Here is a 25557-nt window from a genome sequence, read left to right on the forward strand (position 1 = left end):
GCCTTGGCGGCAGGGCGCCGGGGCCGGTAGGCTGTAGCCTTTCTGGCGCAGGTTTTCCGGAGTGGTGCAGCAGATGAGTGTGTTGGCCGAGGCCATGGCAGCGTATGTGCGATCGCATCCGTTGCGCGGGATGTGCCGATGAGTGCGCCGGTAGCGGCGGCCAGCGCACCCCGGTTTGCGGTGATCGGCCTGGGCTACGTCGGCCTGCCGTTGGCGGTGGCGTTTGGCCGGCAGTGGCCGACGTTGGGTTTCGATATCGATGCCGGTCGCATCGCCGAGCTGCGCAACGGCCAGGACCACACGCTGGAAATGGAATCCGACGAGCTGGCCAGTGCGCAGCTGCTGCAGTACGGCAGCGATCCGGCACTGCTCGATGCCTGCAACGTCTACATCGTCACCGTGCCGACCCCGATCGATGCTTACGAGCAGCCCGACCTGGAGCCCCTGCGTTCGGCGACACGGCTGATTGCCAGTCATCTTCGCGCCGGCGACCTGGTGATCTACGAGTCCACGGTCTACCCCGGTACCACCGAGGAAGTGTGCGTGCCGCTGCTGGAGCAGGGTTCGGGCCTGCGCTTCAACGAAGACTTCTATTGCGGCTACAGCCCGGAACGGGTCAGCCCCGGCGACCGCCAGCGGCGCCTGGCCGACATCCGCAAGATCACTTCCGGCTCGACACCGGAAGTTGCTGCGGTGATTGATGGTCTGTACCAGCGCATCATCGCCGCCGGTACCTTCCCGGCACCGTCGATGCGGGTGGCCGAAGCGGCCAAGGTGGTCGAGAACATCCAGCGCGACGTCAACATTGCGCTGGTCAACGAGCTGGCCCTGATCTTCGACAGGCTGGGCATCGATACCCAGGACGTACTGGACGCCGCCGGCAGCAAGTGGAATTTCCTGCCGTTCCGGCCGGGGCTGGTCGGCGGCCACTGCATCGGCGTGGACCCGTACTATCTGCTGCACAAGTCCGAGAGCGTGGGCTATCACCCGGACCTGATCCACACCGCACGACAGGTCAACAACCGCGTCGGCGAGCACGTGGCGGCGCGGGTGCTGGCGATGCTGGCCGAGCGTGGCCGTGCGCCGGCGGACGCACGCATCCTGGTGCTGGGCGTGACCTTCAAGGAGGATTGCCCGGACCTGCGCAACAGCCGCGCGCTGGAACTGGCGCAACGCCTGCGTGATGCCGGTGCGCAGGTGGAGGTCAGCGACCCCTGGGTCGGCCCGGCGGCGCTGACCGGCGAGGGCCTGGATTGGCTGGCCGATCCCGGGGCGGGATGCTATGACGCGGTGGTGCTGGCAGTGGCCCACGCCCGTTTCAAGGCGATGGATGAATCCGCAATCCGGGGCCTGCTGGCGCCGGGAGGCCTGGTCTACGACGTGAAATCGGCCTGGCCGCGCAACGTGGTTGACGATCGCTTGTAAGCCTTGGCAGCGGGTGGCGCGGTAGACTCGGGGGCAGTTGCAACCGAGGAAAGCCATGCACCGGTATATCGTCTACCTGCTCGCCATCCTGATGTTCCCGATATGCCTGTGGCTGGCCACGATCTGGCCGGCCTGGTATTGGGGCGTCGGCCTGACTGCCGCGATGGTGGCGCTGGGGACCTGGGACCTGCTGCAGAAGCGCAGCACGCTGCGCCGCAACTATCCGGTGATGGCGCACTTCCGCTACGGGCTGGAATCGATCGGCCCGGAGATCCGCCAGTACTTCGTGCAGAGCGACCTGGAAGACGTGCCGTTCTCGCGCCAGCAGCGTGCACTGATCTACCAGCGCGCCAAGAACGAGATGGACACGGTGCCGTTCGGCACCCTGCGCAGCACCTATGCGGTGGATTACGAGTGGATCAACCATTCGCTGGCACCGACCGCCATCGCCAAGCATGACTTCCGTGTGTTGATCGGCCCGAACTGTGCCAAGCCTTATTCGGCCAGCGTGTTCAACATCTCGGCGATGAGCTTCGGTTCGCTGTCGGCTAATGCCATCCGCGCGCTGAACGAAGGCGCACGCCGCGGTGGCTTCTATCACGACACCGGCGAAGGTTCGATCTCGCCCTACCACCGCGAGATGGGCGGCGACCTGGTGTGGGAGATCGGCTCGGGCTACTTCGGTTGCCGTGACGAGAAGGGCGGATTCAGCGAGGAACGCTTCGTTGCCAATGCCACCCATGATCAGGTCAAGATGATCGAGATCAAGCTGTCGCAGGGCGCCAAGCCCGGCCACGGTGGCGTGCTGCCGGCGCCAAAGGTGACCGCCGAGATCTCGGTGACGCGTGGCGTGCCGATGGGTGTGGACTGCGTGTCACCGTCGCGTCACTCGGCGTTCTCGACGCCGGTCGAGCTGCTGCAGTTCGTTGCACGCCTGCGCGAGCTGTCCGGTGGCAAGCCGGTCGGTTTCAAGCTGGCCATCGGCCATCCATGGGAGTGGTTCGGCATTGCCAAGGCGATGCAGGAAACCGGGCTGCTGCCGGACTTCATCGTGGTCGACGGCGCCGAGGGTGGCACGGGTGCGGCACCGGCGGAGTTCGTCGACCATGTCGGCGTGCCGATGCACGAAGCGCTGCTGTTGGTGCACAACACCCTGGTCGGCCTGGATCTGCGCGATCGCATCCGCATCGGTGCGGCCGGCAAGATCACCAGCGCGTTCGACATCGCGCGGACCATCGCGCTGGGGGCTGACTGGTGCAATGCCGGCCGAGGCTTCATGTTCGCGCTGGGCTGCATCCAATCACTGAGCTGCCATACCGACAAGTGCCCGACCGGCATCGCGACCCAGGACCCTGCACGCTGGAAGCATCTGGATGCACCGGACAAGGCCACCCGTGTGTACAGCTACCACGAGCACACGCTGCACGCCCTGAAGGAGCTGCTGTGTGCGGCGGGCCTGAACGATCCTGCCGAGCTGGGGCCGGAGCACATCCTGCGCCGCGTCTCACCGGTGGAAATCCGTTCGCTGGCCTCGCTGTACCGCTACCTGGAACCAGGCGAACTGCTGCACAAGGTGCCCGACCATGCGGTGTTCCATGCGTTCTGGGCCGATGCACGCAGCGACTCGTTCCAGCCGCCGCCGAAGATCCAGGCGCTGCGCGCCAGCAAGTCGCGATAACGATTCTGTAGCGTCGAGCCATGCTCGACTGCTTTTCCACGCAGTCGAGCAAGCTCGACCCTACAAGGAGGCGTCATGCAGTTCAGGACCGGCACCATGGATGATGTGGCCAGGCTGTGGGCCCTGCGTACGCGCTGCGTGCGCGAGATCTGCAGCAGCCATTACCCTCCCGAGGTCATCGCGCCCTGGTCTGCCTCGCCGCCACCGTCGCAGTACGCGCGGCTGTTGTCGCAGGGGGGCTGCGTGGTGGCCGAGGACGGGCAGGGTGTCCTGCTCGGGTTCGGCGTGTTTGATACCGATGCCAACGAGGTTGATGCGTTGTTCGTCGATCCGGATCGCGGCGGCAAGGGCATCGGCCAGGCGCTGATGCAGCGCCTGCTGGCGATGGCCGATCGTGATCGTGAGGTAGTGCTGTCGGCCTCGCTCAACGCCGTGCCGTTCTATCAACGGCACGGGTTCATCAGCGTGCGCGAGGAGACCTATCCGCATCCCAGTGGCGTCGCGTTGGCGTCAGTGAGCATGCGCCGGCCGTGGTGATGTAGCGTCGAGCTTGCTCGATGGTTTTTGTAGAGTCGAGCCATGCTCGACTGCTCTATCGCCTGAATCAAAAGCAGTCGAGCATGGCTCGACTCTACAACGCAGGTGTCACCGCGCTGCCAGCCACCCGATCACGCCTTCCGCAGCACGCAGGCCACTGGCGTAGCACGCGGTCAGCAGGTAGCCACCTGTCGGCGCCTCCCAGTCCAGCATCTCGCCGGCACAGAACACGCCGGGCACTGCCCGCAGCATCAGGCCATCATCCAGCGCATCCAGGCGCACGCCACCGGCGGTGCTGATCACCTCGGCCATCGGCCGGGGGCGCAGCAGGCGCAGGGGCAGGCGCTTGAGCGTAGCTGCCACGGCAGGCAGGTCGTTGCCCGCTTCCTTGCCCAGCATCTCGAACACCAGTGCGGCTTTCACTGCATCCAGGCCGGCCTGGCGGCGCAGGTGCTCGCCGAAGCTGCGACCCTTGCGCGGGCGTGACAGGTCGGCCAGCAGGCGTGCTTCATCGCGGCCCGGTACCAGGTCCAGCCACAGCATCGCGTGGCCATCGCGGTTGATGGTCTCGCGCAGGTCTGCGGCCAATGCGTAGATCAGGCTGCCTTCGATGCCGTACTCGCTGGCCACGCACTCGCCCTGCAGCGACTGCGGTTGTCCCGCCAGGTCCAGCCAGTGCGCGACCACCGGCTTCAACGGTGCGCCGGCATTGCGCTCGGCGAAGAACGGCGTCCAGTCCACGTCGAAACCGCAGTTGGCCGACTGCAGCGGTGCGATGTCCACGCCACGTGCCTGCAGTGGCGAGACCCAGGCGCCGTCGCTGCCCAGCTGCGGCCAGCTGCCGCCGCCCATGGCCAGCACGGTAGCATCGGCATGCACTTCAACGGCGCCGTCTTCGGTTTCAAATCGCAGGGCGCCGTCGTCGCTCCATCCGATCCAGCGGTGGTTGGCGTGCAGGCGCACACCCTGTTCTTTCAGGCGGCGCACCCAGCCGCGCAGCAGCGGCGCGGCCTTGCGGTCGACCGGGAACACGCGACCGGAGCTGCCCACATAGGTCTCCACGCCAAAGCCGGCAGCCCAGTCGCGTAGCGCCTGCGCGTCGAAGCCGTCCAGCCAGCGTCCCACGGCAGAGGCCTGCTCGCGGTAGCGGCTGTCGAACAGCGGCCGCGGATCGGAATGGGTGAGGTTGAGCCCGCCCTTGCCGGCGATCAGGAACTTGCGGCCGGGCGAACCCTTGGCCTCGTACAGGTCCACGTCCATCCCAGCGGCGCGCAGGCGCTCGGCGGCAAACAGGCCGGCCGGGCCGCCGCCGATGACGGCGACCCGTGGAGGCGTTGCGGTATTACGGTTTGACATCGAGCAGCTCGACATCGAACACCAGCGACGAGCCGGCCGGGATCGGGCCAACCCGGCGGTCGCCGTAGCCGTAGTCCGGCGGGATCATCAGCGTGCGCTTGCCGCCGACCTTCATGCCGGCCACGCCCTCATCCCAGCCGCGGATGACCTGGCCGGCGCCGAGCGCAAAGGTGAACGGTTCGCCACGGCTGACCGAGCTGTCGAAGGTCTTGCCGTGCTTGGTTTCGGTGCGGTTGTCGTAGATCCAGCCGGTGTAGTGCACGGTGACCTTGCTGCCGGCAACGGCTTCGGTGCCGGTGCCGGGCACGGTATCGATGCGCTCGAAGGTGGTCAGGGTGCCGCCGGGCGGTGGGCCGGACGGTTCGGTTGTGCAGCCAGCGGCGGCGAGGGACAGCAGCAGGGGAAGCAGCAGGCGGCGCATCGGGCGTCTCCGGAAGGGCGCAGGGCGAGGGCGGCAAGGGTAGCGCATCGGCGCCGGGTATCATGGGGGCATGGCAAAACTCCTGCTCAATCTGCGCAATGTCGGCGACGACGAATATGCCGATGTCTGCACGCTGCTCGACCAGCACGACATCGCCTGGTATCGCACCGAACCCAGCCCCTGGGGCATCTCCAATGGTGGCCTGTGGCTGCGCGAGGACGCTGATCATCCACGAGCGAAGGCGCTGATGGCGGAATACCAGGCCGAACGCGGGCCGCGCATCCGTGCCGAGCGTGAGCAGGCATTGCGTGATGGCACGGCGGAGACCTTCGGCAGCCTGTTCCGGCGCCGGCCGGTGTATGTGGTGCTGGTGCTGCTGGCGATGGCCGGTGCGGCGGCGCTGGTGCTGCTGCCGTTCGTGCTGTTGCGGGGGTAAGGGGGGCTTCTGGCCGGGTTGCACCCGGCACCCGCCGATGCCAGGGCAACTACAACAGCAACTACAACAGCAACAGCAACAGCAACAGCAACAGCAACAGCAACAGCAGGCAATCCGTGGTGGGCAGGGCGGTGTGGGCAGGCGGGACACGCCGTAAACCCGTCCATGGGGGCTCGATGGCGCCATCCATGGCGCCAACGGTCCCGCCTGCCCACACCGCCCTGCCTCTGACAGGTTCCGGGTGCCTGCCGGGGTCGGATCCCTCTGCCGTGCAGAGGGATCCGACCCCTGAATCTGTCCGTGCGGGCGGGAGGCGCTAAAATGGCGGGATGATCGCCAATACCGCTGCCTATCATTTCGCCGTCATCGACGCTCCCCAGGCCCTGTGCGACCAGTTGCTGGCGCGTGCCGAGGCGGCGCAGTTGCGGGGCACGATCCTGGTGGCGGGCGAGGGGCTGAACCTGTTCCTGGCGGGTGCGCCGGAGGCGGTCGAGGGTTTCTACGCGGCGCTGCGTTCTGACGTGCGGTTTGCCGATATGCGGGTCAAGACCAGCTTCAGTGAACATCAGCCGTTCGCGCGGCTGAAGGCCAAGGTGAAGGACGAGATCATCAGCTTCCGCCGTGACGACGGTCAGCCGCTGGACTATCCGCGGGCGCCGGCGGTCGATCCGGCCACGGTGCAACGCTGGTTGCGGCAGGGGCATGACGACGCCGGCAAGCCGGTGGTGATGCTTGATACGCGCAACCAGCAGGAAGTGGAGTACGGCACCTTCAAGGATGCGCTGGTGCTGCCCATCCACAAGTTCACCGACCTGCCGGAGGCATTGGCGCCGCACCGCGAGGCGCTGAAGGACAGCACCGTGGTCAGTTTCTGCACCGGCGGCATCCGCTGCGAGAAGGCCGCGCTGTGGATGGTCAACGACGGCATGGACAACGTGCTGCAGCTCGATGGCGGCATCCTCGGCTATTTCGAGGAGGTGGGGGGCGAAGGCTATGAAGGCCGCTGCTTCGTGTTCGATGAGCGCGTGGCGCTGGATGCCGAGTTGAAGCCGATGGTCGACCAGCCGCTGCCGGAGCCGCGCCCCAGCGCGTTCTGACGCTTCCTTGGTAGAGCCGGCCGCTGGCCGGCTGCGAAGCGATCTACCTGCATGCCGGCCAGCGGCCGGCACTACCAATCGCGCTTGGCGCGGATCAGGGCACCCCGGATCGGTCCGGCGGGCCCTGAACCCGTCCCACGGGAATCAGCATCCCGCCACCGTCACTGGCCGCCGCGCCCGACCGACCCCATGCATGGGGGATCCTGTGACGGAAAACTGCTGATGATCCCGTTGTCGATCCTTGACCTGGCCCCGGTCTGCGAGGGCAGTGACACCACCGCTGCCTTCGCCAACATGCTGGAACTGGCCCAGCACGCCGATGCGCTGGGCTACCGCCGCTACTGGCTGGCCGAACACCACAACATGCCTGGCATCGCCAGCGCGGCCACCGCCGTGCTGATCGGTCACGTGGCAGGTGGCACAAAGCGCATCCGCGTCGGTGCCGGCGGCATCATGCTGCCCAACCATGCGCCGCTGCAGGTGGCCGAGCAGTTCGGCACGCTCGCCTCGCTGTATCCGGACCGCATCGACCTCGGCCTGGGCCGTGCACCGGGCACCGATCAGCCGACCGCGCGTGCACTGCGCCGCTATTTCGACAGCGCCGACCAGTTCCCGCAGGACGTGCGCGAGCTGCTGCATTACTTCGAGCCGGTACAACCCGGGCAGGCGGTGCAGGCGGTTCCGGGTGGCGGCCTGCGGGTGCCGACCTGGATCCTCGGTTCGAGCCTGTTCGGTGCGCGCATGGCCGCCTCGATGGGCCTGCCGTATGCGTTCGCCTCGCACTTCGCACCCGACGCGATGGATGAAGCCCTTGCCGTGTACCGCCGCGAGTTCCGCCCCTCGGCCACGCTGAAGCAGCCGCACGCGATGCTGGCCCTGAACGTCGTTGCCAGCGACAGCGAAACCGAATCGCGGCGCCTGTTCACCAGCCAGCAGCAGAGTTTCGTGAACCTGCGTCGTGGCCGACCGGGCAAGATTCCGGCACCCATCGACGACATCGAGTCCTTCTGGGAGCCGCACGAAAAAGCGGGCGTGGAGCGGGCACTGGCCTGCACCGTGCTGGGGGATCCGCAGCAGGTGGCGGAAGGCATCGCCGCGTTTGTCGAGCGCCACAAGCCGGACGAGCTGATGCTCACCGCCAACCTGTATGACCACCGTGCGCGCCTGCGCTCGTTCGAACTGGCGATGCAGGCCTGGCACGCCCGCCACGCGGGCTGAACAATTGCGTCACGGCCCATTGCGGCCGAACCGCGTCTGATGGGGGCTCATATCGAAGGAGCCCCCACATGGCCGACACCCGCGCCGAACACATTGCCCAACTGGCAGAACTGATCAAGGACGTGGAGGTGGCGATGTTTACCACCACCGGCGTCGACGGCCGCCTCTACAGCCGGCCGCTGGCCACCCAGCAGGTCACCTTCGACGGTGATCTGTGGTTCGTCATCACTGCCGACAGCCCGAAGGTGGCCGAGATTGCGCTCGACCCGCGCGTCAACGTGGCCTATGCCTCGCCATCGAAGAACACCTATGTGTCGGTGGCCGGGCGCGCGCGCGTGGTTGATGATCGCGCGAAGATCGAAGAGTTGTGGTCACCGGCGATGAAGCTGTTCTTCCCCGGTGGCAAGGATGACCCCAACCTTCGCCTGATCCATGTGCGCGCCGACAGTGCCGAGTACTGGGACGGTCCGGGCACGCTGCTGGGCAAGGCGTTGACGTTCGTGCTGTCGGCGGTGCAGGACGAACCGGCGGCGCTGGCCGACAACGGGTTCATCGATCTTCGGTGATGACCGATGTCCGGTATTGGTAGTGCCGGCCGCTGGCCGGCAAACCTGGAAACGTGGCAGCCGGCCAGCGGCCGGCTCTACCGGATTCCGGATCAGAACCAGCGCTGGAACAGCTCCACCGTATAACCCACCAGCTGCCCCGAACTGAAACCGAAGAAGGCGATCGCTGCCACGGCGGCGATCCAGTTGAACAGCATCAGCGCGCCATCGCGTTCCAGCAGCGCCAGCGAGAACAGCAGCAGCTGGAAGCCGAACAGGAAATTGGTGAAGGGAATCGGCAACGACAGCAGCAGGCCCAGCAGCACCAGCAGCAGGCCGGTGAAGGCGTGCGCCATCAGCGGTGTCAGCAGTTGCGGCAGGCGGGGTTTCAGCATCTTGTCCAGGCGCCGCAGCGGGCGGTCGATGCGGTCCAGGAAACGATGCATGGTGCCGCGCTTCGGCCCGCGGCGGGCAATGAAGCCGGGCAGCCAGGGCCGGCGCAGGCAGAACAGCATCTGCAGGCCGATCAGGACCACCAGTGGGCCGCTGACCGCGCCGCCCATGCCCGGGATCGGGATGAACGACGGCAGGATCGCCACGAACAGGAACACGCCGAACGCGCTCTGCTGCAGGTTGCCGAGGATCTGGCCCAGCGGCATGTGCTCGGCGGGATCGCCAGAGGCGAACATCTCCAGCAGGGTACGGATGCCCTCGTTGCGGTAGGCCGGGCGTTCGTCGCCCGGACCCTTGCCGGCCTCAGGCGGTGAGCTCATCGGCCTGCTCGTCGGACAACGTGCGCAGCAGCAGCTTGTCCACGCGCGCACCATCCAGGTCAACCACTTCGAAGCGCCAGCCCGCCCAGTCGAAGTACTCGCCTGCGTGCGGAATGCGGCCGAAGTAATGGATGCACATGCCGGCCAGCGTGTAGTAGTCGCCGTCCTCGGCGTCGGGCAGGTCGTTGCTGCCGATCAGTTCGCGCACGTCTTCGATCGGCAGCGAGCCGTCCACCAGCAGCGAGCCGTCTTCGCGGGTCACCACCAGCGCGTCCTCGTCGGCGTTCTCCACCGCCTGCAGGCGGCCGACCACCGCGCCCATCAGGTCGCTGATGGTCACCAGGCCCTGGATCTCGCCGTACTCGTCCACCACCAGTGCCATCGACTGCTGTTCCTCGCGGAAGATCTCCAGCAGCTTCATCGCGTGGGTGGATTCAGACACGTACAGCGGTTCGCGCAGGGTCTGGAACAGCGCGTTGTCGCCGCGCGCCATGCGTGTGGCCAGCGATTTCAGTTCAAGCACGCCGACCACGTCCATGTCGTTGTCGCGCAGCACCGGGTAGCGCGAGAACTCGTGCTCGGCCATGATTTCCAGGTTGCGCTCCAGCCCAGCCTGGGTATCCAGCCAGGCGATGCGGTTGCGCGGGGTCATCAGGCTGTCGGCGGTGCGGTCGCCCAGGCGCATGACGCGGTTCATCATGTCGCGCTCGTGGGCATCGATCACGCCGGCCTCGTGGCTTTCGGCGACCAGCATGCGGATCTCTTCTTCGGTCACCGAGGCGACTTCATCCTTGCCCAGGCCGAACAGGCGCAGCACCAGCTGGGTGGTCCTGGACAGCAGCCAGACGAAGGGCAGGGCGAGCTTGGCCAGCCAGCTCATCGGCATCGCGACCAGGCCGGCAATGGCCTCCGAACGGGTCAGCGCCAGGCGCTTGGGCACCAGTTCGCCGAAGATCAGCGTAATGAAGGTGATCAGGCTGACCGCCAGCGCGGTACCGATGTTGCCGGCATAGGCGAAGCCCGGCATCAGGCCCTGGATCCAGCCGGCGAAGGCTTCGCCCAGCGCTTCGCCGCCGAGGTAGCCGGTCAGCACGCCGATCACGGTAATGCCGATCTGCACGGTGGACAGGAAGCTCTCCGGCTTCTCGGACAGCTCCAGCGCCTTGGCCGCGCGCTTGGAGGTGGCGGCCATCTGCTTCAGGCGGCTCTTGCGCGAGGTCATGACCGACATCTCGGACATGGCGAAGAAGCCGTTCAGCAGAACAAGCGCGAAGACAATCAGGATCATTTCAAACACGGGCGTCGTCCCCGGTTGGTGGCAGGGAGGGCGGGTGCTTGCGATGGCGGCAGGCGCTCAGGAACGGGGTCCGGCGCGGCGCTGGGGGATAGGGGTCGTCGTCCATAGGATGCGCCCGAAGGCGCGCTGGCATCTTAGCAAAGGGGCGTGGCAGGGTGGCAACCGCCTGTTCAGGTTCGGGGTTCCGAGCCCCGGAAAGGGGGCGGGGATACCCGAGATGGTCATCTAGCCGTCATAATTCCGTCTGGTGCCGTCCTTCCCGCGACGGCTGACAGGTTTCTCAATGTTCTCTCTGCAGACCATTTTCGGTTCCGGCAAACAGTTCTACACCCTGCTCGATGAGGCCGCCGTCGCGGCTTCCGACGCCGCCAAGGCGCTGCATTCCATGCTGCGCGAGGCCGACCGCCAGCCCGCGCTGGACGCGTTCAAGCTGGCCCGCCTGCGCGAACGCGCGGCCTCGGACAAGATCAGCCAGGCGCTGGTGGACAGCTTCATGACCCCGATCGAGCGCGAAGACATCGAAGCGCTGGGCTCGGCGCTGTACAAGATTCCGAAGCAGATCGAGAAGTTCGCCGATCGCTATTCGCTGGCCACGACCCACCTGGAGCACATCGACTTCGCGCCGCGCGCGGCGATGCTGGAACAGGCTGCCGGCGTGGTGGTGGAGATGGTGGCCGACCTGCGCCACATGAACCTGGACCGGATGACCGCTCTCAACGAGAAGCTGCGTTCGCTGGAGAACGAGGCCGACCGCCTGATGCTCGAGCTGTACCGCGACATCTACTCGGGCCGCCTGGACAACCTGCAGATGTTCCTGCTGAAGGAATTCTTCGAGATCCTGGAAAAGGCCATCGACCGCTGCCGCGAGGCCGGCGTGGTGGCGTACCAGATCGTGTTGAAGAACAGCTGACGGACGCCGCCGCATGTTGACCCTTGTCCTGGTGGTGATCCTGGCCGCGCTCGTCTTCGAGTTCATCAACGGCTTCCACGACACCGCCAACTCCATTGCCACCGTGGTGGCGACCAAGGTGCTCTCGCCCGGCTGGGCGGTGATGCTGGCCGCCTTCATGAACCTCATCGGTGCACTGACCGGTACCGCGGTGGCGCTGACCATCGCTTCGGGCCTGCTCAACACCAACGTGGTCGACGTCACCCCGCAGGTGATCCTGTGCGCCCTGCTGGGCGGCATCATCTGGAACCTGATCACCTGGTGGAAGGGCCTGCCGTCCTCGTCCTCGCACGCCCTGATCGGTGGCCTCTGCGGCGCCGGCCTGGCCGCTGCCCACAACAACTGGGACGCGCTGATCTGGTCCGAGCGCCTGGGCAGCTGGGCGCAGAACAAGGGCCTGCTGTGGAAGGTGTTCGTGCCGATGATCACCTCGCCGATCGCCGGCTTCCTGCTCGGCGTCGTGGTGATGGTGCTGCTGTGGGGCCTGATTGCCGGCCTGGCCAAGATTGGTGGTGCCATTGGTCGCCTGGCCCGCCCGCGCATCGTCAACGCCTTCTTCGGCAAAGCGCAGATCGCCTCGGCGGCCTACATGGGCTTCGCCCACGGCCACAACGACGCGCAGAAGACCATGGGCATCATCGCCATGACCCTGATCGGCGCCGAAGCGACCGGTGCGCTGGATGACCTGCCGTCGTGGCTGGCCTTCATGCACCCGGACGCCAGCGCCGGTGACGGCATCGCGATGTGGATCGTGCTGACCTGTGCGGTGGTGATGGCCGCCGGTACCGCCTCGGGCGGCTGGAAGATCATCAAGACCCTGGGCCACAAGATGGTCAAGCTGCACCCGATCCACGGCTTCGCCGCGGAGACCAGCTCGGCCACCATCCTGACCCTGGCCGCCCACTTCGGCATGCCGGTCTCGACCACGCACAGCATCTCCACCGCGATCATGGGCGTCGGCTTCGCCAAGAACCCGCGCTCGCTGAAGTTCGGCGTCATCGAACGCATCGTCTGGGCCTGGATCCTGACCATCCCGGCCGCAGGTGGTTGTGCGTACCTGATCCTGAAGCTGTTCGAGCTGTTCGGCTGGACCTGATCGCCGCGCCAAGGTGCACACGAAAAAGCCCGCCGGATACCGGCGGGCTTTTTTCATGGGCAGAGAATTCTTCCGGACACATCGTGTCGACCAAGGTCGACACCTACCAGAGCAGAAACAGGGATCCGCCCTCGTGCCGACCAACGGTCGGCACCCACCAACAGCGCACGGAAACTGTCGAAGGCGGGGTGGGATGGGCAGGCGGGGGCGCAGAGCGCCATGGATGGCGCTCTACGAGGCACGCAGGAGCAGTTTTTGCCGTCCCCCGCCTGCCCATCCCACCCCGCCAACCCACGGAATGCCAGCTCTTGCTGTTGCAGTGGCAGTTGATCCCCAGCGGGTGCCGGGCCGCAGGCCCGGCCACCACCACCACCCTCAGTTACGCTGGAACAACGCCTGCACATCCCTGCGGAACGCCGCCTGGCTGTCCGCCCGGCTGTAGAACATGTGCCCGCCCGGATAGCTGCGCACCTGCACCCGGTCCGGATTGCTGCCCATCGCCGGCATCTGGTCCACCGTCAGGATCGACCCCATGAACGGGCACGACAGATCATTCCAGCCATGCACGATCAGCACCTGCAGATGCGGATCGATCGCCACCGCCTGGCGCAGCTGGGTCACCGCGCCCTGGCGCAGCTCGCCGTTGCGGTCCCACAACCGGTTCACGTCGTAGTTCAGCGCCTGGTAGCGTGCATCCACCTTCCAGCCAACCACCCGCGTCACGAAGTCGACCATCGCAGTGGTGGTCGGCGCAATGATGCTGTCCAGCAGCGGATCGTTGGCGCGCTGCTCCGGATCGTTCGGGAACGGATCGAACGCGGTCACGTTGGAGTCGTAGCGGCTGCCCAGCGTGCCCTTGTCGCGGAACACCTCACGCAGATAGGCCTGCGTCTCCAGTCGGCCACCGGCGCGGCGCACGAACTGCGGGTCCAGCCCGGTCAGCTCGGTCACCCGGCGCAGCATCGCCTCGGTCGCCTGCGGATCGCTGCGGCCCTTCATCAGCGCAGTGGCGTAGTCGCCCCGGGTGTATTCCACCACGTCGCGCATCGCCGCATCGGTCAGTTTGCCCTGGCGCTCCAGGTGCGCTGCAGCGATCGACGGCAGCGTCTGCATCCACGCCATCGGCGAGACATCGGCGTTGTCTTCCAGGGTCGGGCTCAGGTACGGCGACACCAGCACCAGGCCGTTCATCGCCACGCCCAGCCGGGTCTGCAGGAAGTGGGTGATGCGCGGGCCGCGGTAGCCGCCGTAGCTCTCGCCGGTCAGGTACTTGCGTGCACCCATGCGCTGGTTGCGCAGCAGCCAGTCGTAGATCGAGCGCGACAGGTATTCGATGTCGGCGCTGGGGTTGTACAGCTGCTTCTTCGCCTCGTCATCGCCGATGCGTGCACGGCTGAAGCCAGTGCCGACCGGGTCGATGAACACCAGGTCGGTGAAGTCCAGCCAGGTGCCGGGGTTGTCGTGCAGGGTGGCCGGCGCCGATGCGCTGTCCCCCTCCGAACCAAAGGTGACCACCTTGGGCCCGATCGCGCCCATGTTGAGGTAGACCGACGATGCACCCGGGCCGCCATTGAGCGCGAAGGTCACCGGCCGGTCCTTGCCCGGCATCGTGTAGGCGGTGAACACCACGTCGGCGATCACCTTGCCCTTGGCATCGCGTACCGGCAGGGTGCCGACGGTGGCGGTGTAGTCCAGGGTGCGGCCGGCCAGGCGCATGCTCTGGCGGGCCGACGCATCGGCGGGCAGCGCGGGCGCTTCGGTCTTGTCGTCTTTCGGGTCGGGCGTGGCCTCGGCGTCAGGCGCGGCCAGCACGCTGGCAGGGGCGATGAGCAGGCCGACGCAGAGCGCGGCAGTGTGCAGCAGGGACTTCATGGCACCGGATCGGCAGCGGAAGGGGGTTCCGATGCTAGGCCGGTGGAGGGCATGTCGTATGTGTCCAAAGGCATGGCCGCGCGTCGAGGCCGCCAGTGGCCAGATTGGGTCAAGCGGGCAGGGTGGTGCGCAGTTCGTCGTCAGCCAGCAGGCCGTATACCGCCGAATCGGACAGTTCGCCCTGGATGCGCCAGCGCTGCCGCAGCACGCCCTCCAGGTGGAAGCCCAGCCGTTCAAGCACGTGTGCCGAGGGCCGGTTGCGCGGGTCGACTTCGGCTTCCACGCGATGCAGGCGCAGGGTCTGGAACAGGTAGTCCAGCAGGTGCTGCAGCGCTTCGTGCATGTAGCCCTGGCCTTGCCTGTCGGGGGCCAGCAGGTAGCCGATCTCGGCACGAGCGGCATCGCGATCCAGGGCGAACACCACGCAGATGCCCAGCAACGGGCCGTCCAGCGTTTCGCGCACGGCCAGCTTGAGCTGGGTGCCGGTGGCCTGTGCAGCCAGGTCATCGTCGATCTGCGCGCGCGCTTCGGCCGGTCGTGTCCACGCCGGGTGGTTCCAGAACCGCATCACGTCCGGATCGGACTGGATCGCGAACAGGGCGGCCGCATCGTCGCGGCGGATCGGGCTCAGGACCAGGCGCGCGCTGTGCAGCGGCAGGCCCGGGAACAGCAGCGAGTGGCTGGCCAATACGATGGTCCACACAGATGGACGCGCATTATGGCGCCGCCGGGTTTGCCGATGGGGGCGTAATGCCAAGGCACATGAACCGGCATTACCGGGCGATGGGGCCAGAGCCGTTTCCCTGCAGGAAACGGATCCGGCCCCGCGTCGGGTCAGACTTCCAGCGAAGCCAGGTCGCCCTTGCTCTCCAGCCAGCCCTTGCGGTCGGAGGCGCGCTTCTTGGCCAGCAGCATGTCCATCAGCGAACGGGTCTGCTCGCCGTCGTCCACGGTCAGCTGCACCAGGCGACGGGTGTCGGGGTGGATGGTGGATTCACGCAGCTGTGGCGGATTCATCTCGCCCAGGCCCTTGAAGCGGGTGACGTTGATCGCGCCCTTGATCTTCTCGCGTTCGATCTTGTCCAGCATCGAGCGCTTCTCTTCTTCGTCCAGGGCATAGAACACCTGCTTGCCCACATCGATGCGGAACAGCGGTGGCATCGCCACGAACACGTGGCCGGCATCGACCAGCGCCGGGAAGTGCTTGAGGAACAGCGCGGTGAGCAGGGTGGCGATGTGCAGGCCGTCCGAGTCCGCGTCGGCCAGGATGATGACCTTGCCGTAGCGCAGGCCAGCAATGTCGTCCTTGCCGGGGTCGCAGCCGATGGCCACGGCCAGGTTGTGCACTTCTTCCGACGCCAGCACGCTGTTGGAGGACACTTCCCAGGTGTTGAGGATCTTGCCGCGCAGCGGCAGGATCGCCTGGAAGTCCTTGTCACGCGCCTGCTTGGCGCTGCCGCCTGCCGAGTCACCCTCCACCAGGAACAGCTCGGTGCGCGACAGGTCCTGGCTGATGCAGTCGGCCAGCTTGCCGGGCAGGGCCGGGCCCTGGGTGACTTTCTTGCGGACGACCAGCTTTTCGGTCTTCAGGCGCGCGCTGGCGCGCTCGATGGCGATCTGTGCGATCTTCTCGCCCAGCTCCACGTTCTGGTTCAGCAGCAGGCTGAACGCATCGTGGGCGGCGCCTTCGATGAAGCCGGCGGCCTGGCGCGAGGACAGGCGTTCCTTGGTCTGGCCGCTGAACTGCGGGTCGGTCATCTTCAGCGACAGCACGAACGACACGCGGTCCCACACGTCTTCCGGGGCCAGCTTGACGCCACGCGGCAGCAGGTTGCGGAAGTCGCAGAACTCGCGCAGCGCCTCGGTCAGGCCGGTGCGCAGGCCGTTGACGTGGGTGCCGTGCTGGGCAGTGGGGATCAGGTTGACGTAGCTTTCCTGCACCAGCTCGCCTTCCGGCAGCCAGGCCACGGCCCAGTCCACGATCTCGGTGTCTTTCTTCAGGTTGCCGACGAACAGTTCGGCCGGCAGCATCTCGCGATCGCCCAGCTCCAGCTTCAGGTAATCGCGCAGGCCGTCTTCGTAGTACCAGGTGTCGACTTCACCGGTGGCCTCGTCGGTCAGCTTCACGGTCAGGCCGGGGCACAGCACGGCCTTGGCGCGCAACAGGTGCTTGAGCGCGCGCACCGCGAACTTGGGCGTGTCGAAATACTTCGGGTCCGGCCAGAAGCGCACGCGGGTGCCGGTGTTCTTCTTGCCGACGCTGCCGACCACTTCCAGCGGGGTGGCGCGGTCGCCGTTGCGGAAGGTGATGCGGTGTTCGGCGCCTTCGCGCTTGATGTGCACTTCCACCAGGGTCGACAGCGCATTGACCACGCTGACGCCGACGCCGTGCAGGCCGCCGGAGAAGGTGTAGTTGTTGTTGCTGAACTTGCCGCCGGCATGCAGGCGGGTGAGGATCAGCTCGACGCCCGGGATCTTCTCTTCCGGATGGATGTCCACCGGCATGCCGCGGCCGTCATCGCTGACCTCCACGCTGCCGTCCTTGTACAGGGTGATCTCGATCGAGCGGGCGTGGCCGGCAAGGGCCTCGTCCACCGAGTTGTCGATCACTTCCTGCGCCAGGTGGTTCGGGCGCGCGGTGTCGGTATACATGCCGGGACGGCGCTTGACCGGGTCAAGGCCGGACAGGACTTCAATATCGGCGGCGTTATAACGGGCGTTCATCTGTCTTCGAAAGCTTGGAGCGACGGGCAAGTGTGGGGTCTGGCACGGGATTTTGCACGCCTGCGGTTCAGTCTCGGCGACGCAGAGGGGGTAAAATGGCAGCTGCTGGAATCTGAACACCGGCGACCCCCGTTGGGTCGAAACATCCAAGCCATACCGCGAGGAGGACCTCATGAAGAAGTTGCTGACCATTGCGATCCTGGCCGCTGCCGCCGTTGCAGTGCCGCTGGTGGTGGCGCAGAACGCCGGCCAGCCGGCCCCGCAGCAGGGTGACCAGGCCGACAAGGCGCAGGCCGAGGCCGATGCCAAGGCCAAGCGTCGGGCCCAGGCCAATGCCGAAATGAAGGCGCAGGGCCAGCCGGCCCCGCAGCAGGAAGAGGAAGAGGAAGCGCGCAAGAAGCGCTGATCCCGCCCCATGCCAGGCGCCCTTGCGACAAGGGTTGCGCTCCGGAACGCCCCGCTTTGCGGGGCGTTTCTTTTTAGTGGCGTGCCATCTGCCTCTTGGGTTGGCGGCCATCAATCTGTAAACTATGGCTTTCCGGGAGTAAGTGCGTGTCCACCATTTGCGAATGGGCTGGAGCGGCCAAGCGTGGCTTCCAGCATGGCGGGTCGCAGGTGACGGTCGATTTGACCGGCACGGCCACCCCGACCTCGCACGGTGGTCCCCGTCCGGCGCCTGCCGCCGCACGGATCAGCACCTCCCTCGCTGTCCCAGCGAACCGGAAAACCCCCTCTGAGCACCATGCCCGCCCTCCGGGTGCGCGTGGTGCTGCCGTTTTCCATTTCCAGACAGGATGCTTGCAGCCATGACTCCCTTGATTTTCGTAACCGGCGGCGTGGTGTCCTCGCTCGGCAAAGGCATTGCCGCCGCGTCGCTGGCCGCCATTCTCGAAGCCCGTGGCCTGAAGGTCACGATGATGAAGCTCGACCCGTACATCAACGTCGACCCCGGCACCATGAGCCCGTTCCAGCACGGTGAGGTCTACGTCACCGACGACGGCGCCGAGACCGACCTCGACCTGGGCCACTACGAGCGCTTCGTGCGCACCCGCCTGAGCCGCAAGAACTCGGTCACCACCGGTCGTATCTACGAGAACGTGATCCGCAAGGAACGCCGCGGCGACTACCTGGGTGCGACCGTGCAGGTCATTCCGCACATCACCGACGAGATCCGCCGCTGCATCGACGAAGCCACCGAAGGCTACGACGTGGCGCTGGTGGAGATCGGCGGTACTGTCGGCGACATCGAGTCGCTGCCGTTCCTGGAGGCGATCCGCCAGGTGCGCACCGAGCGTGGCCCGGAGAAGGCACTGTTCATGCACCTCACCCTGGTGCCGTACATCGGCGCCGCCGGTGAGCTGAAGACCAAGCCGACCCAGCACTCGGTGAAGGAACTGCGCTCGATCGGCATCCAGCCGGACGTGCTGCTGTGCCGTTCGGAACAGGCCGTGCCGGATTCGGAGCGCCGCAAGATCGCCCAGTTCACCAACGTTTCCGAGCGCGCGGTGATCAGCGTGCCGGACGTGGACGTCCTGTACCGCATTCCGTCAGGCCTGCATGCGCAGGGCCTGGACGAGATCGTCGTCAACCAGCTGAAGCTGGCCGACAAGGTCGGTCCGGTCGATCTGTCGATGTGGGAAGACGCGGTCGATGCGACCCTGCATCCGCTGGACGAAGTGACCATCGCCGTGGTCGGCAAGTACGTCGATCACCAGGATGCCTACAAGTCGGTCGGCGAAGCGCTCAAGCACGGCGGCCTGCGCCAGCGCACCAAGGTCAACCTGAAGTGGCTGGAAGCACAGGACCTGGAAGGCACCGACATGGCCGCACTGGCCGATGTCGACGGCATCCTGGTGCCGGGCGGCTTCGGTGACCGTGGTTTCGAAGGCAAGGTGCTGACCTCGAAGTTCGCCCGCGAGCAGCACGTGCCGTACTTCGGCATCTGCTACGGCATGCAGGCGGCCGTCGTCGATTACGCCCGCAACGTGGTCGGCCTGGAAGGTGCCAACAGCACCGAGAACGACCGCCAGTCGCCGAACCCGGTGATCGGCCTGATCACCGAATGGCGTACGGCAACCGGCGACGTCGAAAAGCGTGATGACAAGAGCGACCTCGGTGGCACCATGCGCCTGGGCCTGCAGGAACAGCGCCTGAAGCCGGGCACGCTGGCCCGTGAGCTGTACGGCAAGGACGTGGTTGCCGAGCGCCACCGCCACCGCTACGAGTTCAACAACCGCTACCGCACCCAGCTGGAGGATGCGGGCCTGGTGATCGCCGGCAAGTCGATGGACGACACCCTGGTGGAAGTGGTGGAGCTGCCGCGCGATGCGCACCCGTGGTTCCTGGCCTGCCAGGCGCACCCGGAATTCCTGTCCACGCCGCGTGACGGCCACCCGCTGTTCATCGGTTTCATCCGTGCCGCACGCGAGCGCAAGGCCGGCGGCAAGCTGCTGCAGGAAGCCCGCGCCTGACTTGTGATGGGGGCCGCCGGCCCCCATCTTGCACGCTTCAACCCCCAGCGCACCGGCCCGGCCGGTGCCGCGGACAACAAGGAAACGCCATGAAACTGTGTGGATTCGAGGTCGGGCTGGACCAGCCCCTGTTCCTGATCGCCGGCCCCTGCGTGATCGAGTCGATGCAGCTGCAGCTCGATACCGCCGGCAAGTTGAAGGAAGTCACCGACAAGCTCGGCGTCAACTTCATCTTCAAGTCCAGCTTCGACAAGGCCAACCGCACTTCGGGCACCGCATTCCGCGGCCCGGGCATGGAAGAGGGCCTGAAGGTCCTGGCCGAGGTCAAGAAGCAGATCGGCGTGCCGGTGCTGACCGACGTCCACGAATACACCCCGATGGACGAAGTGGCCTCGGTGGTGGACGTGCTGCAGACCCCGGCGTTCCTGGTCCGCCAGACCGACTTCATCCGCAAGGTGTGCTCGGCCGGCAAGCCGGTCAACATCAAGAAGGGCCAGTTCCTGGCGCCGTGGGACATGAAGCCGGTCGTGGAAAAGGCCAAGGCCACCGGCAACGAGCAGATCATGGTCTGCGAGCGCGGTGCCAGCTTCGGCTACAACAACCTGGTCAGCGACATGCGTTCGCTGGCGGTGATGCGCGATACCGGTTGCCCGGTGGTGTTTGACGCCACCCATTCGGTGCAGCTGCCGGGTGGGCAGGGCACCAGTTCCGGTGGCCAGCGTGAGCACGTGCCGGTGCTGGCCCGTGCCGCCGTGGCGGTGGGCATCTCCGGCCTGTTCGCCGAGACCCATCCGGACCCGTCCAAGGCGCTGTCCGATGGCCCCAATGCATGGCCGCTGGACCAGATGGAAGCGCTGCTCGAGACCCTGATGGAACTCGATGCGGTGACCAAGAAGCACGGCTTTTCGCGCTTCGCGTGAGTCGTGACCCGTGGCTGGCGCTGGAAACCCAGCGTCACCGCCGGCACTGGAAACAGTGGCCCTGGGGCGTGATCGCACTGGGTCTGGCCGTGCTGTTCACCGTGGGCATGTTCGGGCTGGTACTGATCGGCGCTGCGTCGGTGCGGCCCCCCGGTGATGGCAGCAGTGCGCTCGATCTGCGGGCGTACTTCATTGCGCTGCTGATGGCGGAGCTGCTCGGTGCGGTGGGATGCGTCGCTGCCGCTGTGCTGGCCTGGCGGCTGAATCGCGGCAAGGTCACGGCTGGCCTGGCGATCATCCTGCTCTCGCTGTGGCTGGGCGCCCTGTTCTACGGATTGCTTTGATGAATACGACCACATCGGCGCGTGGCTGGCCCTGGGGCCTGATCGCCCTGGGGCTGTCCGTGTTGACCTGGATCGCCCTGGTGGTGGGCGTGCTGGCCTTCACGTCCGGTTTCCGGCCGCCGGGGGATGGAAACAACGGCGTGCAGGCCACGCAGTGGTGGCTGCTGGGCGCGCTGGTCACGATGGTGCTGTCCTTCCTGGGCAGTCCGGTGGCGATGGTGCTGGCCTGGCGACGGCGGCGTGGCCCCATCCTGGCAGCGATTGCCGGTGCATTGCTGGTGATGCTGGTGTCGATGATCCTGATCGTGATCGGGTCCAGTTGGGGCTGAGGCCGCCCACGCCATTTGGCAAGTGGCGGGCAGCCGGGGATAATCACGCGGCATTCGTTTTGTCGCCCCCTCTCCATACAGGTAACCGGCCCGACCATGAGTACGATCCGCAGCATCCACGCCCGTGAAATCCTCGACAGCCGTGGCAACCCCACGCTGGAAGCCGAAGTCATCCTGGAGGACGGTTCGTTCGGTCGTGCCGCGGTTCCCTCCGGCGCCTCGACCGGCACCAAGGAAGCGGTCGAGCTGCGTGACGGCGACAAGACCCGTTACCTGGGCAAGGGTGTGCGCAAGGCTGTCGACAACGTCAACACCACCATCGCCAATGCGCTGAAGGGCTTCGAAGCCACCGACCAGGCCGGCCTCGACCGTCGCCTGATCGACCTCGACGGCACCGAGAACAAAGGCCGCCTGGGCGCCAACGCGCTGCTGGGTGTTTCGATGGCCGCCGCGCACGCCGCCGCTGCATCGAACAAGCAGGCGCTGTGGCAGTACCTGGCTGCCAAGACCGGCGTGACCCCGTCGCTGCCGGTGCCGATGATGAACATCATCAACGGCGGCGCGCACGCCGACAACAACGTCGACTTCCAGGAGTTCATGGTGCTGCCGGTCGGCTTCACCTCGTTCTCCGAAGCGCTGCGCGCGGGCACCGAAATCTTCCATTCGCTGAAGTCGGTGCTGAAGGGCCACGGCCTGAGCACGGCGGTCGGCGACGAAGGCGGCTTCGCACCGGACTTCCGCAGCAACGTCGAGGCGCTCGACACCATCCTCGAAGCGATCGGCAAGGCTGGCTACACCGCCGGTGAAGACGTGCTGCTGGGCCTGGACGTGGCCTCCAGCGAGTTCTTCGAAAACGGCAAGTACAACCTGGTCGGCGAGAACAAGCGCCTGACCTCCGAGCAGTTCGTCGACTTCCTCGCCGACTGGGCCGCGCAGTACCCGATCATCACGATTGAAGATGGCCTGGCCGAGAACGACTGGGCCGGCTGGAAGCTGCTGACCGACCGCATCGGCAAGAAGGTGCAGCTGGTTGGCGACGACCTGTTCGTGACCAACCCGAAGATCTTCCAGGAAGGCATCGACTCGGGCACCGCCAACGCGATCCTGATCAAGGTCAACCAGATCGGCACGCTCAGCGAAACCCTGGAAGCGATCGCGATGGCCGACCGCGCCGGCTATGCCGCCGTCGTCTCGCACCGTTCGGGCGAAACCGAAGACACCACCATTGCCGATATCTCGGTGGCCACCACCGCCACCCAGATCAAGACCGGCTCGCTGTGCCGCAGCGATCGCGTGGCCAAGTACAACCAGCTGCTGCGCATCGAGGAAGCCCTCGGCGCCGGCGCGCGTTACGCCGGTCGTGACGCGTTCGTTTCGCTGAAGCGCTGAGCCGATGCGCGACTGGCGCTGGATGCTGCTGGTGCTGGCCCTGCTGCTGGGCTGGCTGCAGTACCGCTTCTGGTTCGGTCCGGGCAACTCGGGTGAAGTGATGATGCTCGAAGCCCAGGTCGCCAACCAGGAGCGGGACAATGAGGGTCTGCAGCAGCGCAACGACGCGCTCGCTGCCGAAGTGAAGGACCTCAAGGAAGGCCAGTCCGCCATCGAGGAACGCGCGCGCAGCGAGCTGGGCATGATCAAGCCTGGCGAGAAGTTCTACCGTGTGGTCGAGGATGCGCCGGTCCACCCGGCGCAGCCTGCTGCCGGCGTCACTGCCCAGGCGGGCGAACACCCGGCAGACGTGCCATGAGCGCGGCGATCTGGGTCGTCGTTCCTGCGGCCGGCCGTGGCACCCGCTTCGGTGCACCGCTGCCCAAGCAGTACCTGCAGGCGGGCGGGCAGATCCTGCTCGCCCACACGCTGGACGCGCTGCTGGCGCACCCCGCCGTGGCCGGAGCGATGGTGGTGATCGGCCAGGACGATGCCGACTGGCCGGGCTGGAATGAGTGGTCGGGCAAGCCGGTGCTGACCTGCATCGGCGGCGCGACCCGTGCCGCCTCGGTGCTGGCCGGGTTGCAGGCGCTGCCGGACACCGTGCGTGCCGATGAATTCGTGCTGGTTCACGATGCTGCACGGCCGAACCTGTCGCTGGCCGATCTCGGTCGTCTGCTTGAAGTCGGTCGTGCCGACCCGGTCGGGGCGATCCTGGCTGCGCCGGTGCGCGACACCCTCAAGCGCGCTGGCGACGACGGCGGCATCGATGGCACCGAGCCACGCGAGCGCCTGTGGCGCGCACTGACGCCGCAGCTGTTCCGCCGCCACCAGCTCAGCCGCGCGCTGTCTGACGCTGCGGCCGCCGGTGTTGACGTCACCGACGAGGCCATGGCCATGGAGCGCCAGGGCCAGCGCCCGCTGCTGGTGGAAGGCAGCGAGGACAACTTCAAGGTCACCACCCCGGCCGATCTGGACCGGTTCGAATTCGTACTTTCCCGCCGCGCCGGCTGACCGTCCGCGCGGCCCTGTTGCAAGGGTTGCATCCATGAGCACCGCACCGTTCCCGCCCGTCCGCATCGGCCAGGGCTACGACGTCCATGCCTTCGGTGAAGGCGATCACATCATGCTCGGCGGCGTGAACGTGCCGCACAGCTGCGGCGTGCTCGCGCACAGCGATGGCGACGTGATCCTGCACGCCCTGTGCGATGCGATGCTCGGCGCGCTGGCGCTGGGCGATATCGGCCAGCATTTCCCGCCGAGCGACGACCGCTGGAAGGGCGCCGACAGCAGTGATTTCGTTCGCCATTGCGACAGCCTGCTGCGCGAGCGTGGCTGGCGCGTCGGCAACACCGACATCACCGTGATCTGCGAGCGTCCGAAGGTCGGCCCGCATGCGCTGGCGATGCGTGAGCGCATCGGTGGGTTGCTGCAGTTGCCGCTGGATGCAGTCAGCGTCAAGGCCACCACGTCTGAGAAGCTGGGCTTCACCGGCCGTGGCGAAGGCATCGCCGCACAGGCGGTGGTACTGCTGGTGGCGGCATGATCCCGCTGCCGTTGGCGTTTGGTGCACCGTTGCTGACGGCGCGCATCCGCACCACGCCGGACGATTTCCAGGTTGACGAACTGCCGGCCTTCGAGGCGACCGGTGAAGGCGAGCACCTGCTGCTGCATATCCGCAAGCGTGGAGCCAACACCGTGCATGTGGCCAAGCTGCTGGCCAAGTGGGCGGGCCTGCCGGAAATGGCGGTGAGCTACGCCGGCATGAAGGATCGCCATGCGGTCACCACCCAGCGTTTCAGCGTGCACCTGCCCAAGCGCGTCGCGCCGGACCTGGCCGAGCTGGCCAGCGACGAGATCGAAGTGCTCGAAGCCACCTGGCACAACCGCAAGCTGCAGCGTGGCGCACTGGCCGGCAACCGCTTCAAGCTGGTGCTGCGCGAGGTGCAGGGGGATGCCGCCGCGATCAGCGAGCGCCTGCAGCAGATTGCCGAGCGCGGCCTGCCGAACTGGTTCGGCGAGCAGCGCTTTGGCCGCGACGGCGGCAATGTGCCGGCGGCACTGGCGATGTTCGGTGGCCGCCGCATGCGCAAGGACCAGCGTTCGCTGCTGCTCTCTGCAGCCCGTTCGGCGCTGTTCAACCGCGTGCTGGCCGCGCGCGTGGAGCAGGGCAACTGGGATCAGCCGCTCGATGGCGAAGTGTGGATGCTCGATGGCAGCCGCAGCGTGTTCGGACCCGAGCCGTACACCGAGGTGCTGGCCGAGCGACTGGCGCGTTTCGACATCCATCCCAGCGCACCGCTGTGGGGCGAAGGCGAGCTGCGCAGCACCGAGGCTGCCCGCACGCTGGAGCTGGCCGCGCTGGACGACGACGAGTCAAAGGCACTGCGGGCCGGCCTGGAAGACGCACGGCTGAAGCAGGAGCGCCGCGCATTGCGCCTGCGCCCGGCGCTGCTGCAGCACCAGTGGCTGGCCGACGACGTGCTGGAGTTGTCATTCGCGCTGCCGCCAGGCTGCTACGCCACCGCCGTACTGCACGAACTCGGCTCGGTCGAAGACGCCTCGCAGGCCTGACAGAAAAAGGGGACGGAGGGAATTAAGTCGTTTGTAGCACAAACGACTTAATTCCCTCCGTCCCCTT

At 66.6% G+C, this 25557-nt stretch carries 26 protein-coding genes; 19 read left to right on the top strand and 7 right to left on the bottom strand.

Features of this window, described 5'->3' with window-relative positions; genetic code table 11:
• Nucleotides 1-138: 138 nt before the first annotated feature.
• The 3 genes from ACZK3W_RS08245 to ACZK3W_RS08255 all read left to right on the top strand — a co-directional run bounded on the left by ACZK3W_RS08245 (nt 139) and on the right by ACZK3W_RS08255 (nt 3640).
• On the top strand, nt 139-1425 hold the full coding sequence (locus ACZK3W_RS08245) for a nucleotide sugar dehydrogenase (protein ID WP_032128936.1): 1287 nt from the start codon (nt 139-141) through the stop codon (nt 1423-1425).
• Between the two features lie 55 nt (nt 1426-1480).
• On the top strand, nt 1481-3103 hold the full coding sequence (locus ACZK3W_RS08250) for an FMN-binding glutamate synthase family protein (protein WP_049420983.1): 1623 nt from the start codon (nt 1481-1483) through the stop codon (nt 3101-3103).
• A 75-nt stretch (nt 3104-3178) separates the two neighbouring features.
• The gene (locus tag ACZK3W_RS08255) at nt 3179-3640 is read left to right on the top strand and encodes a GNAT family N-acetyltransferase (protein WP_132809775.1); all 462 of its coding nucleotides are present in this window, start codon (nt 3179-3181) and stop codon (nt 3638-3640) included.
• A 108-nt stretch (nt 3641-3748) separates the two neighbouring features.
• On the opposite strand, the gene ACZK3W_RS08260 is transcribed toward ACZK3W_RS08255, so the two are convergent.
• Together ACZK3W_RS08260 and ACZK3W_RS08265 are read right to left on the bottom strand one after the other, a co-directional pair.
• Nucleotides 3749-4996, bottom strand: a complete 1248-nt coding sequence (locus ACZK3W_RS08260; protein ID WP_164080505.1) for a TIGR03862 family flavoprotein — start codon at nt 4994-4996, stop codon at nt 3749-3751.
• Nucleotides 4983-5417: an FKBP-type peptidyl-prolyl cis-trans isomerase gene (locus tag ACZK3W_RS08265; protein ID WP_478450634.1), complete on the bottom strand. Its 435-nt coding sequence runs from the start codon at nt 5415-5417 to the stop codon at nt 4983-4985. Before ACZK3W_RS08265 ends, ACZK3W_RS08260 begins: the two co-directional genes overlap by 14 nt.
• Nucleotides 5418-5487: 70 nt before the next feature.
• Between ACZK3W_RS08265 and ACZK3W_RS08270 the strand changes: the two genes are divergently transcribed.
• The 4 genes from ACZK3W_RS08270 (at nt 5488) to ACZK3W_RS08285 (ending at nt 8734) form a co-directional block, all read left to right on the top strand.
• Nucleotides 5488-5853: a DUF6164 family protein gene (locus ACZK3W_RS08270; RefSeq protein ID WP_346487352.1), complete on the top strand. Its 366-nt coding sequence runs from the start codon at nt 5488-5490 to the stop codon at nt 5851-5853.
• Nucleotides 5854-6182: 329 nt separating this feature from the next.
• Nucleotides 6183-6950: a sulfurtransferase gene (locus ACZK3W_RS08275; RefSeq protein ID WP_478450635.1), complete on the top strand. Its 768-nt coding sequence runs from the start codon at nt 6183-6185 to the stop codon at nt 6948-6950.
• Nucleotides 6951-7172: 222 nt separating this feature from the next.
• Entirely contained in the window at nt 7173-8168 is a 996-nt protein-coding gene (locus ACZK3W_RS08280) for an LLM class flavin-dependent oxidoreductase (RefSeq protein ID WP_478450636.1), read from the top strand.
• Nucleotides 8169-8236: 68 nt separating this feature from the next.
• On the top strand, nt 8237-8734 hold the full coding sequence (locus ACZK3W_RS08285) for a pyridoxamine 5'-phosphate oxidase family protein (protein ID WP_293792615.1): 498 nt from the start codon (nt 8237-8239) through the stop codon (nt 8732-8734).
• Between the two features lie 92 nt (nt 8735-8826).
• On the opposite strand, the gene ACZK3W_RS08290 is transcribed toward ACZK3W_RS08285, so the two are convergent.
• Nucleotides 8827-9486, bottom strand: coding sequence for an exopolysaccharide biosynthesis protein (locus ACZK3W_RS08290; protein ID WP_043034336.1), 660 nt, complete (start codon nt 9484-9486; stop codon nt 8827-8829).
• Nucleotides 9470-10774 carry a hemolysin family protein gene (locus ACZK3W_RS08295; RefSeq protein ID WP_293792625.1) on the bottom strand — a complete coding sequence of 435 codons (1305 nt, stop codon included), beginning with the start codon at nt 10772-10774 and terminating at the stop codon, nt 9470-9472. The genes ACZK3W_RS08290 and ACZK3W_RS08295 overlap by 17 nt, the downstream gene beginning before the upstream one ends.
• Before the next feature lie 292 nt (nt 10775-11066).
• Between ACZK3W_RS08295 and ACZK3W_RS08300 the strand changes: the two genes are divergently transcribed.
• Complete coding sequence (locus ACZK3W_RS08300) at nt 11067-11693, top strand: DUF47 domain-containing protein (RefSeq protein ID WP_004152833.1); 627 nt, start codon at nt 11067-11069, stop codon at nt 11691-11693.
• A gap of 13 nt (nt 11694-11706) precedes the next feature.
• Nucleotides 11707-12828 (top strand): inorganic phosphate transporter, encoded by a 1122-nt coding sequence (locus ACZK3W_RS08305; RefSeq protein ID WP_180837493.1) that lies wholly within the window; start codon nt 11707-11709, stop codon nt 12826-12828.
• Between the two features lie 375 nt (nt 12829-13203).
• On the opposite strand, the gene ACZK3W_RS08310 is transcribed toward ACZK3W_RS08305, so the two are convergent.
• From ACZK3W_RS08310 to parE, 3 genes are all read right to left on the bottom strand, one after another.
• The gene (locus tag ACZK3W_RS08310) at nt 13204-14700 is read right to left on the bottom strand and encodes a S10 family peptidase (RefSeq protein ID WP_180837494.1); all 1497 of its coding nucleotides are present in this window, start codon (nt 14698-14700) and stop codon (nt 13204-13206) included.
• Nucleotides 14701-14809: 109 nt separating this feature from the next.
• Nucleotides 14810-15388, bottom strand: a complete 579-nt coding sequence (locus ACZK3W_RS08315) for a GNAT family N-acetyltransferase (RefSeq protein WP_107432345.1) — start codon at nt 15386-15388, stop codon at nt 14810-14812.
• A 146-nt stretch (nt 15389-15534) separates the two neighbouring features.
• Nucleotides 15535-17424, bottom strand: a complete 1890-nt coding sequence (gene parE, locus ACZK3W_RS08320) for a DNA topoisomerase IV subunit B (protein WP_019338185.1) — start codon at nt 17422-17424, stop codon at nt 15535-15537.
• 172 nt (nt 17425-17596) lie between these two features.
• Here parE and ACZK3W_RS08325 point away from each other — a divergent pair, with 172 nt between their 5' ends.
• The 10 genes from ACZK3W_RS08325 to truD all read left to right on the top strand — a co-directional run bounded on the left by ACZK3W_RS08325 (nt 17597) and on the right by truD (nt 25490).
• Nucleotides 17597-17830, top strand: coding sequence for a hypothetical protein (locus ACZK3W_RS08325; protein WP_005416022.1), 234 nt, complete (start codon nt 17597-17599; stop codon nt 17828-17830).
• Nucleotides 17831-18230: 400 nt separating this feature from the next.
• Nucleotides 18231-19895 carry a CTP synthase gene (locus ACZK3W_RS08330; protein WP_032130113.1) on the top strand — a complete coding sequence of 555 codons (1665 nt, stop codon included), beginning with the start codon at nt 18231-18233 and terminating at the stop codon, nt 19893-19895.
• A gap of 89 nt (nt 19896-19984) precedes the next feature.
• Nucleotides 19985-20815, top strand: coding sequence for a 3-deoxy-8-phosphooctulonate synthase (gene kdsA / locus ACZK3W_RS08335; protein ID WP_014036736.1), 831 nt, complete (start codon nt 19985-19987; stop codon nt 20813-20815).
• Nucleotides 20812-21159 carry a hypothetical protein gene (locus ACZK3W_RS08340; protein ID WP_125895670.1) on the top strand — a complete coding sequence of 116 codons (348 nt, stop codon included), beginning with the start codon at nt 20812-20814 and terminating at the stop codon, nt 21157-21159. Before kdsA ends, ACZK3W_RS08340 begins: the two co-directional genes overlap by 4 nt.
• Nucleotides 21159-21488, top strand: coding sequence for a hypothetical protein (locus ACZK3W_RS08345; protein WP_049400376.1), 330 nt, complete (start codon nt 21159-21161; stop codon nt 21486-21488). The genes ACZK3W_RS08340 and ACZK3W_RS08345 overlap by 1 nt, the downstream gene beginning before the upstream one ends.
• Before the next feature lie 96 nt (nt 21489-21584).
• On the top strand, nt 21585-22877 hold the full coding sequence (gene eno, locus ACZK3W_RS08350) for a phosphopyruvate hydratase (RefSeq protein WP_032130116.1): 1293 nt from the start codon (nt 21585-21587) through the stop codon (nt 22875-22877).
• Between the two features lie 4 nt (nt 22878-22881).
• Nucleotides 22882-23235, top strand: a complete 354-nt coding sequence (ftsB, locus tag ACZK3W_RS08355; protein ID WP_032130117.1) for a cell division protein FtsB — start codon at nt 22882-22884, stop codon at nt 23233-23235.
• Entirely contained in the window at nt 23232-23930 is a 699-nt protein-coding gene (gene ispD / locus ACZK3W_RS08360) for a 2-C-methyl-D-erythritol 4-phosphate cytidylyltransferase (RefSeq protein ID WP_049400377.1), read from the top strand. Before ftsB ends, ispD begins: the two co-directional genes overlap by 4 nt.
• 34 nt (nt 23931-23964) lie before the next feature.
• Nucleotides 23965-24462, top strand: coding sequence for a 2-C-methyl-D-erythritol 2,4-cyclodiphosphate synthase (ispF, locus tag ACZK3W_RS08365; protein WP_005409005.1), 498 nt, complete (start codon nt 23965-23967; stop codon nt 24460-24462).
• Complete coding sequence (truD, locus tag ACZK3W_RS08370) at nt 24459-25490, top strand: tRNA pseudouridine(13) synthase TruD (protein WP_478450637.1); 1032 nt, start codon at nt 24459-24461, stop codon at nt 25488-25490. Before ispF ends, truD begins: the two co-directional genes overlap by 4 nt.
• The last annotated feature ends 67 nt before the right edge of the window (nt 25491-25557 follow it).

It is taken from the genome of Stenotrophomonas sp. 80084_Sma, from assembly GCF_056481995.1.

Coding starts and splice junctions, on each gene's coding strand:
- ACZK3W_RS08270 (WP_346487352.1), top strand. CDS start 5,488: ATGGCAAAACTCCTGCTCAATCTGCGCAATGTCGGCGACGACGAATAT.
- parE (WP_019338185.1), bottom strand. CDS start 17,424: ATGAACGCCCGTTATAACGCCGCCGATATTGAAGTCCTGTCCGGCCTT.
- ACZK3W_RS08275 (WP_478450635.1), top strand. CDS start 6,183: ATGATCGCCAATACCGCTGCCTATCATTTCGCCGTCATCGACGCTCCC.
- ispD (WP_049400377.1), top strand. CDS start 23,232: ATGAGCGCGGCGATCTGGGTCGTCGTTCCTGCGGCCGGCCGTGGCACC.
- ACZK3W_RS08330 (WP_032130113.1), top strand. CDS start 18,231: ATGACTCCCTTGATTTTCGTAACCGGCGGCGTGGTGTCCTCGCTCGGC.
- ACZK3W_RS08300 (WP_004152833.1), top strand. CDS start 11,067: ATGTTCTCTCTGCAGACCATTTTCGGTTCCGGCAAACAGTTCTACACC.
- ACZK3W_RS08255 (WP_132809775.1), top strand. CDS start 3,179: ATGCAGTTCAGGACCGGCACCATGGATGATGTGGCCAGGCTGTGGGCC.
- eno (WP_032130116.1), top strand. CDS start 21,585: ATGAGTACGATCCGCAGCATCCACGCCCGTGAAATCCTCGACAGCCGT.
- ACZK3W_RS08325 (WP_005416022.1), top strand. CDS start 17,597: ATGAAGAAGTTGCTGACCATTGCGATCCTGGCCGCTGCCGCCGTTGCA.
- ACZK3W_RS08295 (WP_293792625.1), bottom strand. CDS start 10,774: ATGATCCTGATTGTCTTCGCGCTTGTTCTGCTGAACGGCTTCTTCGCC.
- ftsB (WP_032130117.1), top strand. CDS start 22,882: ATGCGCGACTGGCGCTGGATGCTGCTGGTGCTGGCCCTGCTGCTGGGC.
- ACZK3W_RS08285 (WP_293792615.1), top strand. CDS start 8,237: ATGGCCGACACCCGCGCCGAACACATTGCCCAACTGGCAGAACTGATC.
- truD (WP_478450637.1), top strand. CDS start 24,459: ATGATCCCGCTGCCGTTGGCGTTTGGTGCACCGTTGCTGACGGCGCGC.
- ACZK3W_RS08260 (WP_164080505.1), bottom strand. CDS start 4,996: ATGTCAAACCGTAATACCGCAACGCCTCCACGGGTCGCCGTCATCGGC.
- ACZK3W_RS08345 (WP_049400376.1), top strand. CDS start 21,159: ATGAATACGACCACATCGGCGCGTGGCTGGCCCTGGGGCCTGATCGCC.
- ACZK3W_RS08250 (WP_049420983.1), top strand. CDS start 1,481: ATGCACCGGTATATCGTCTACCTGCTCGCCATCCTGATGTTCCCGATA.
- kdsA (WP_014036736.1), top strand. CDS start 19,985: ATGAAACTGTGTGGATTCGAGGTCGGGCTGGACCAGCCCCTGTTCCTG.
- ACZK3W_RS08265 (WP_478450634.1), bottom strand. CDS start 5,417: ATGCGCCGCCTGCTGCTTCCCCTGCTGCTGTCCCTCGCCGCCGCTGGC.
- ACZK3W_RS08290 (WP_043034336.1), bottom strand. CDS start 9,486: ATGAGCTCACCGCCTGAGGCCGGCAAGGGTCCGGGCGACGAACGCCCG.
- ACZK3W_RS08305 (WP_180837493.1), top strand. CDS start 11,707: ATGTTGACCCTTGTCCTGGTGGTGATCCTGGCCGCGCTCGTCTTCGAG.
- ACZK3W_RS08245 (WP_032128936.1), top strand. CDS start 139: ATGAGTGCGCCGGTAGCGGCGGCCAGCGCACCCCGGTTTGCGGTGATC.
- ACZK3W_RS08280 (WP_478450636.1), top strand. CDS start 7,173: ATGATCCCGTTGTCGATCCTTGACCTGGCCCCGGTCTGCGAGGGCAGT.
- ispF (WP_005409005.1), top strand. CDS start 23,965: ATGAGCACCGCACCGTTCCCGCCCGTCCGCATCGGCCAGGGCTACGAC.
- ACZK3W_RS08310 (WP_180837494.1), bottom strand. CDS start 14,700: ATGAAGTCCCTGCTGCACACTGCCGCGCTCTGCGTCGGCCTGCTCATC.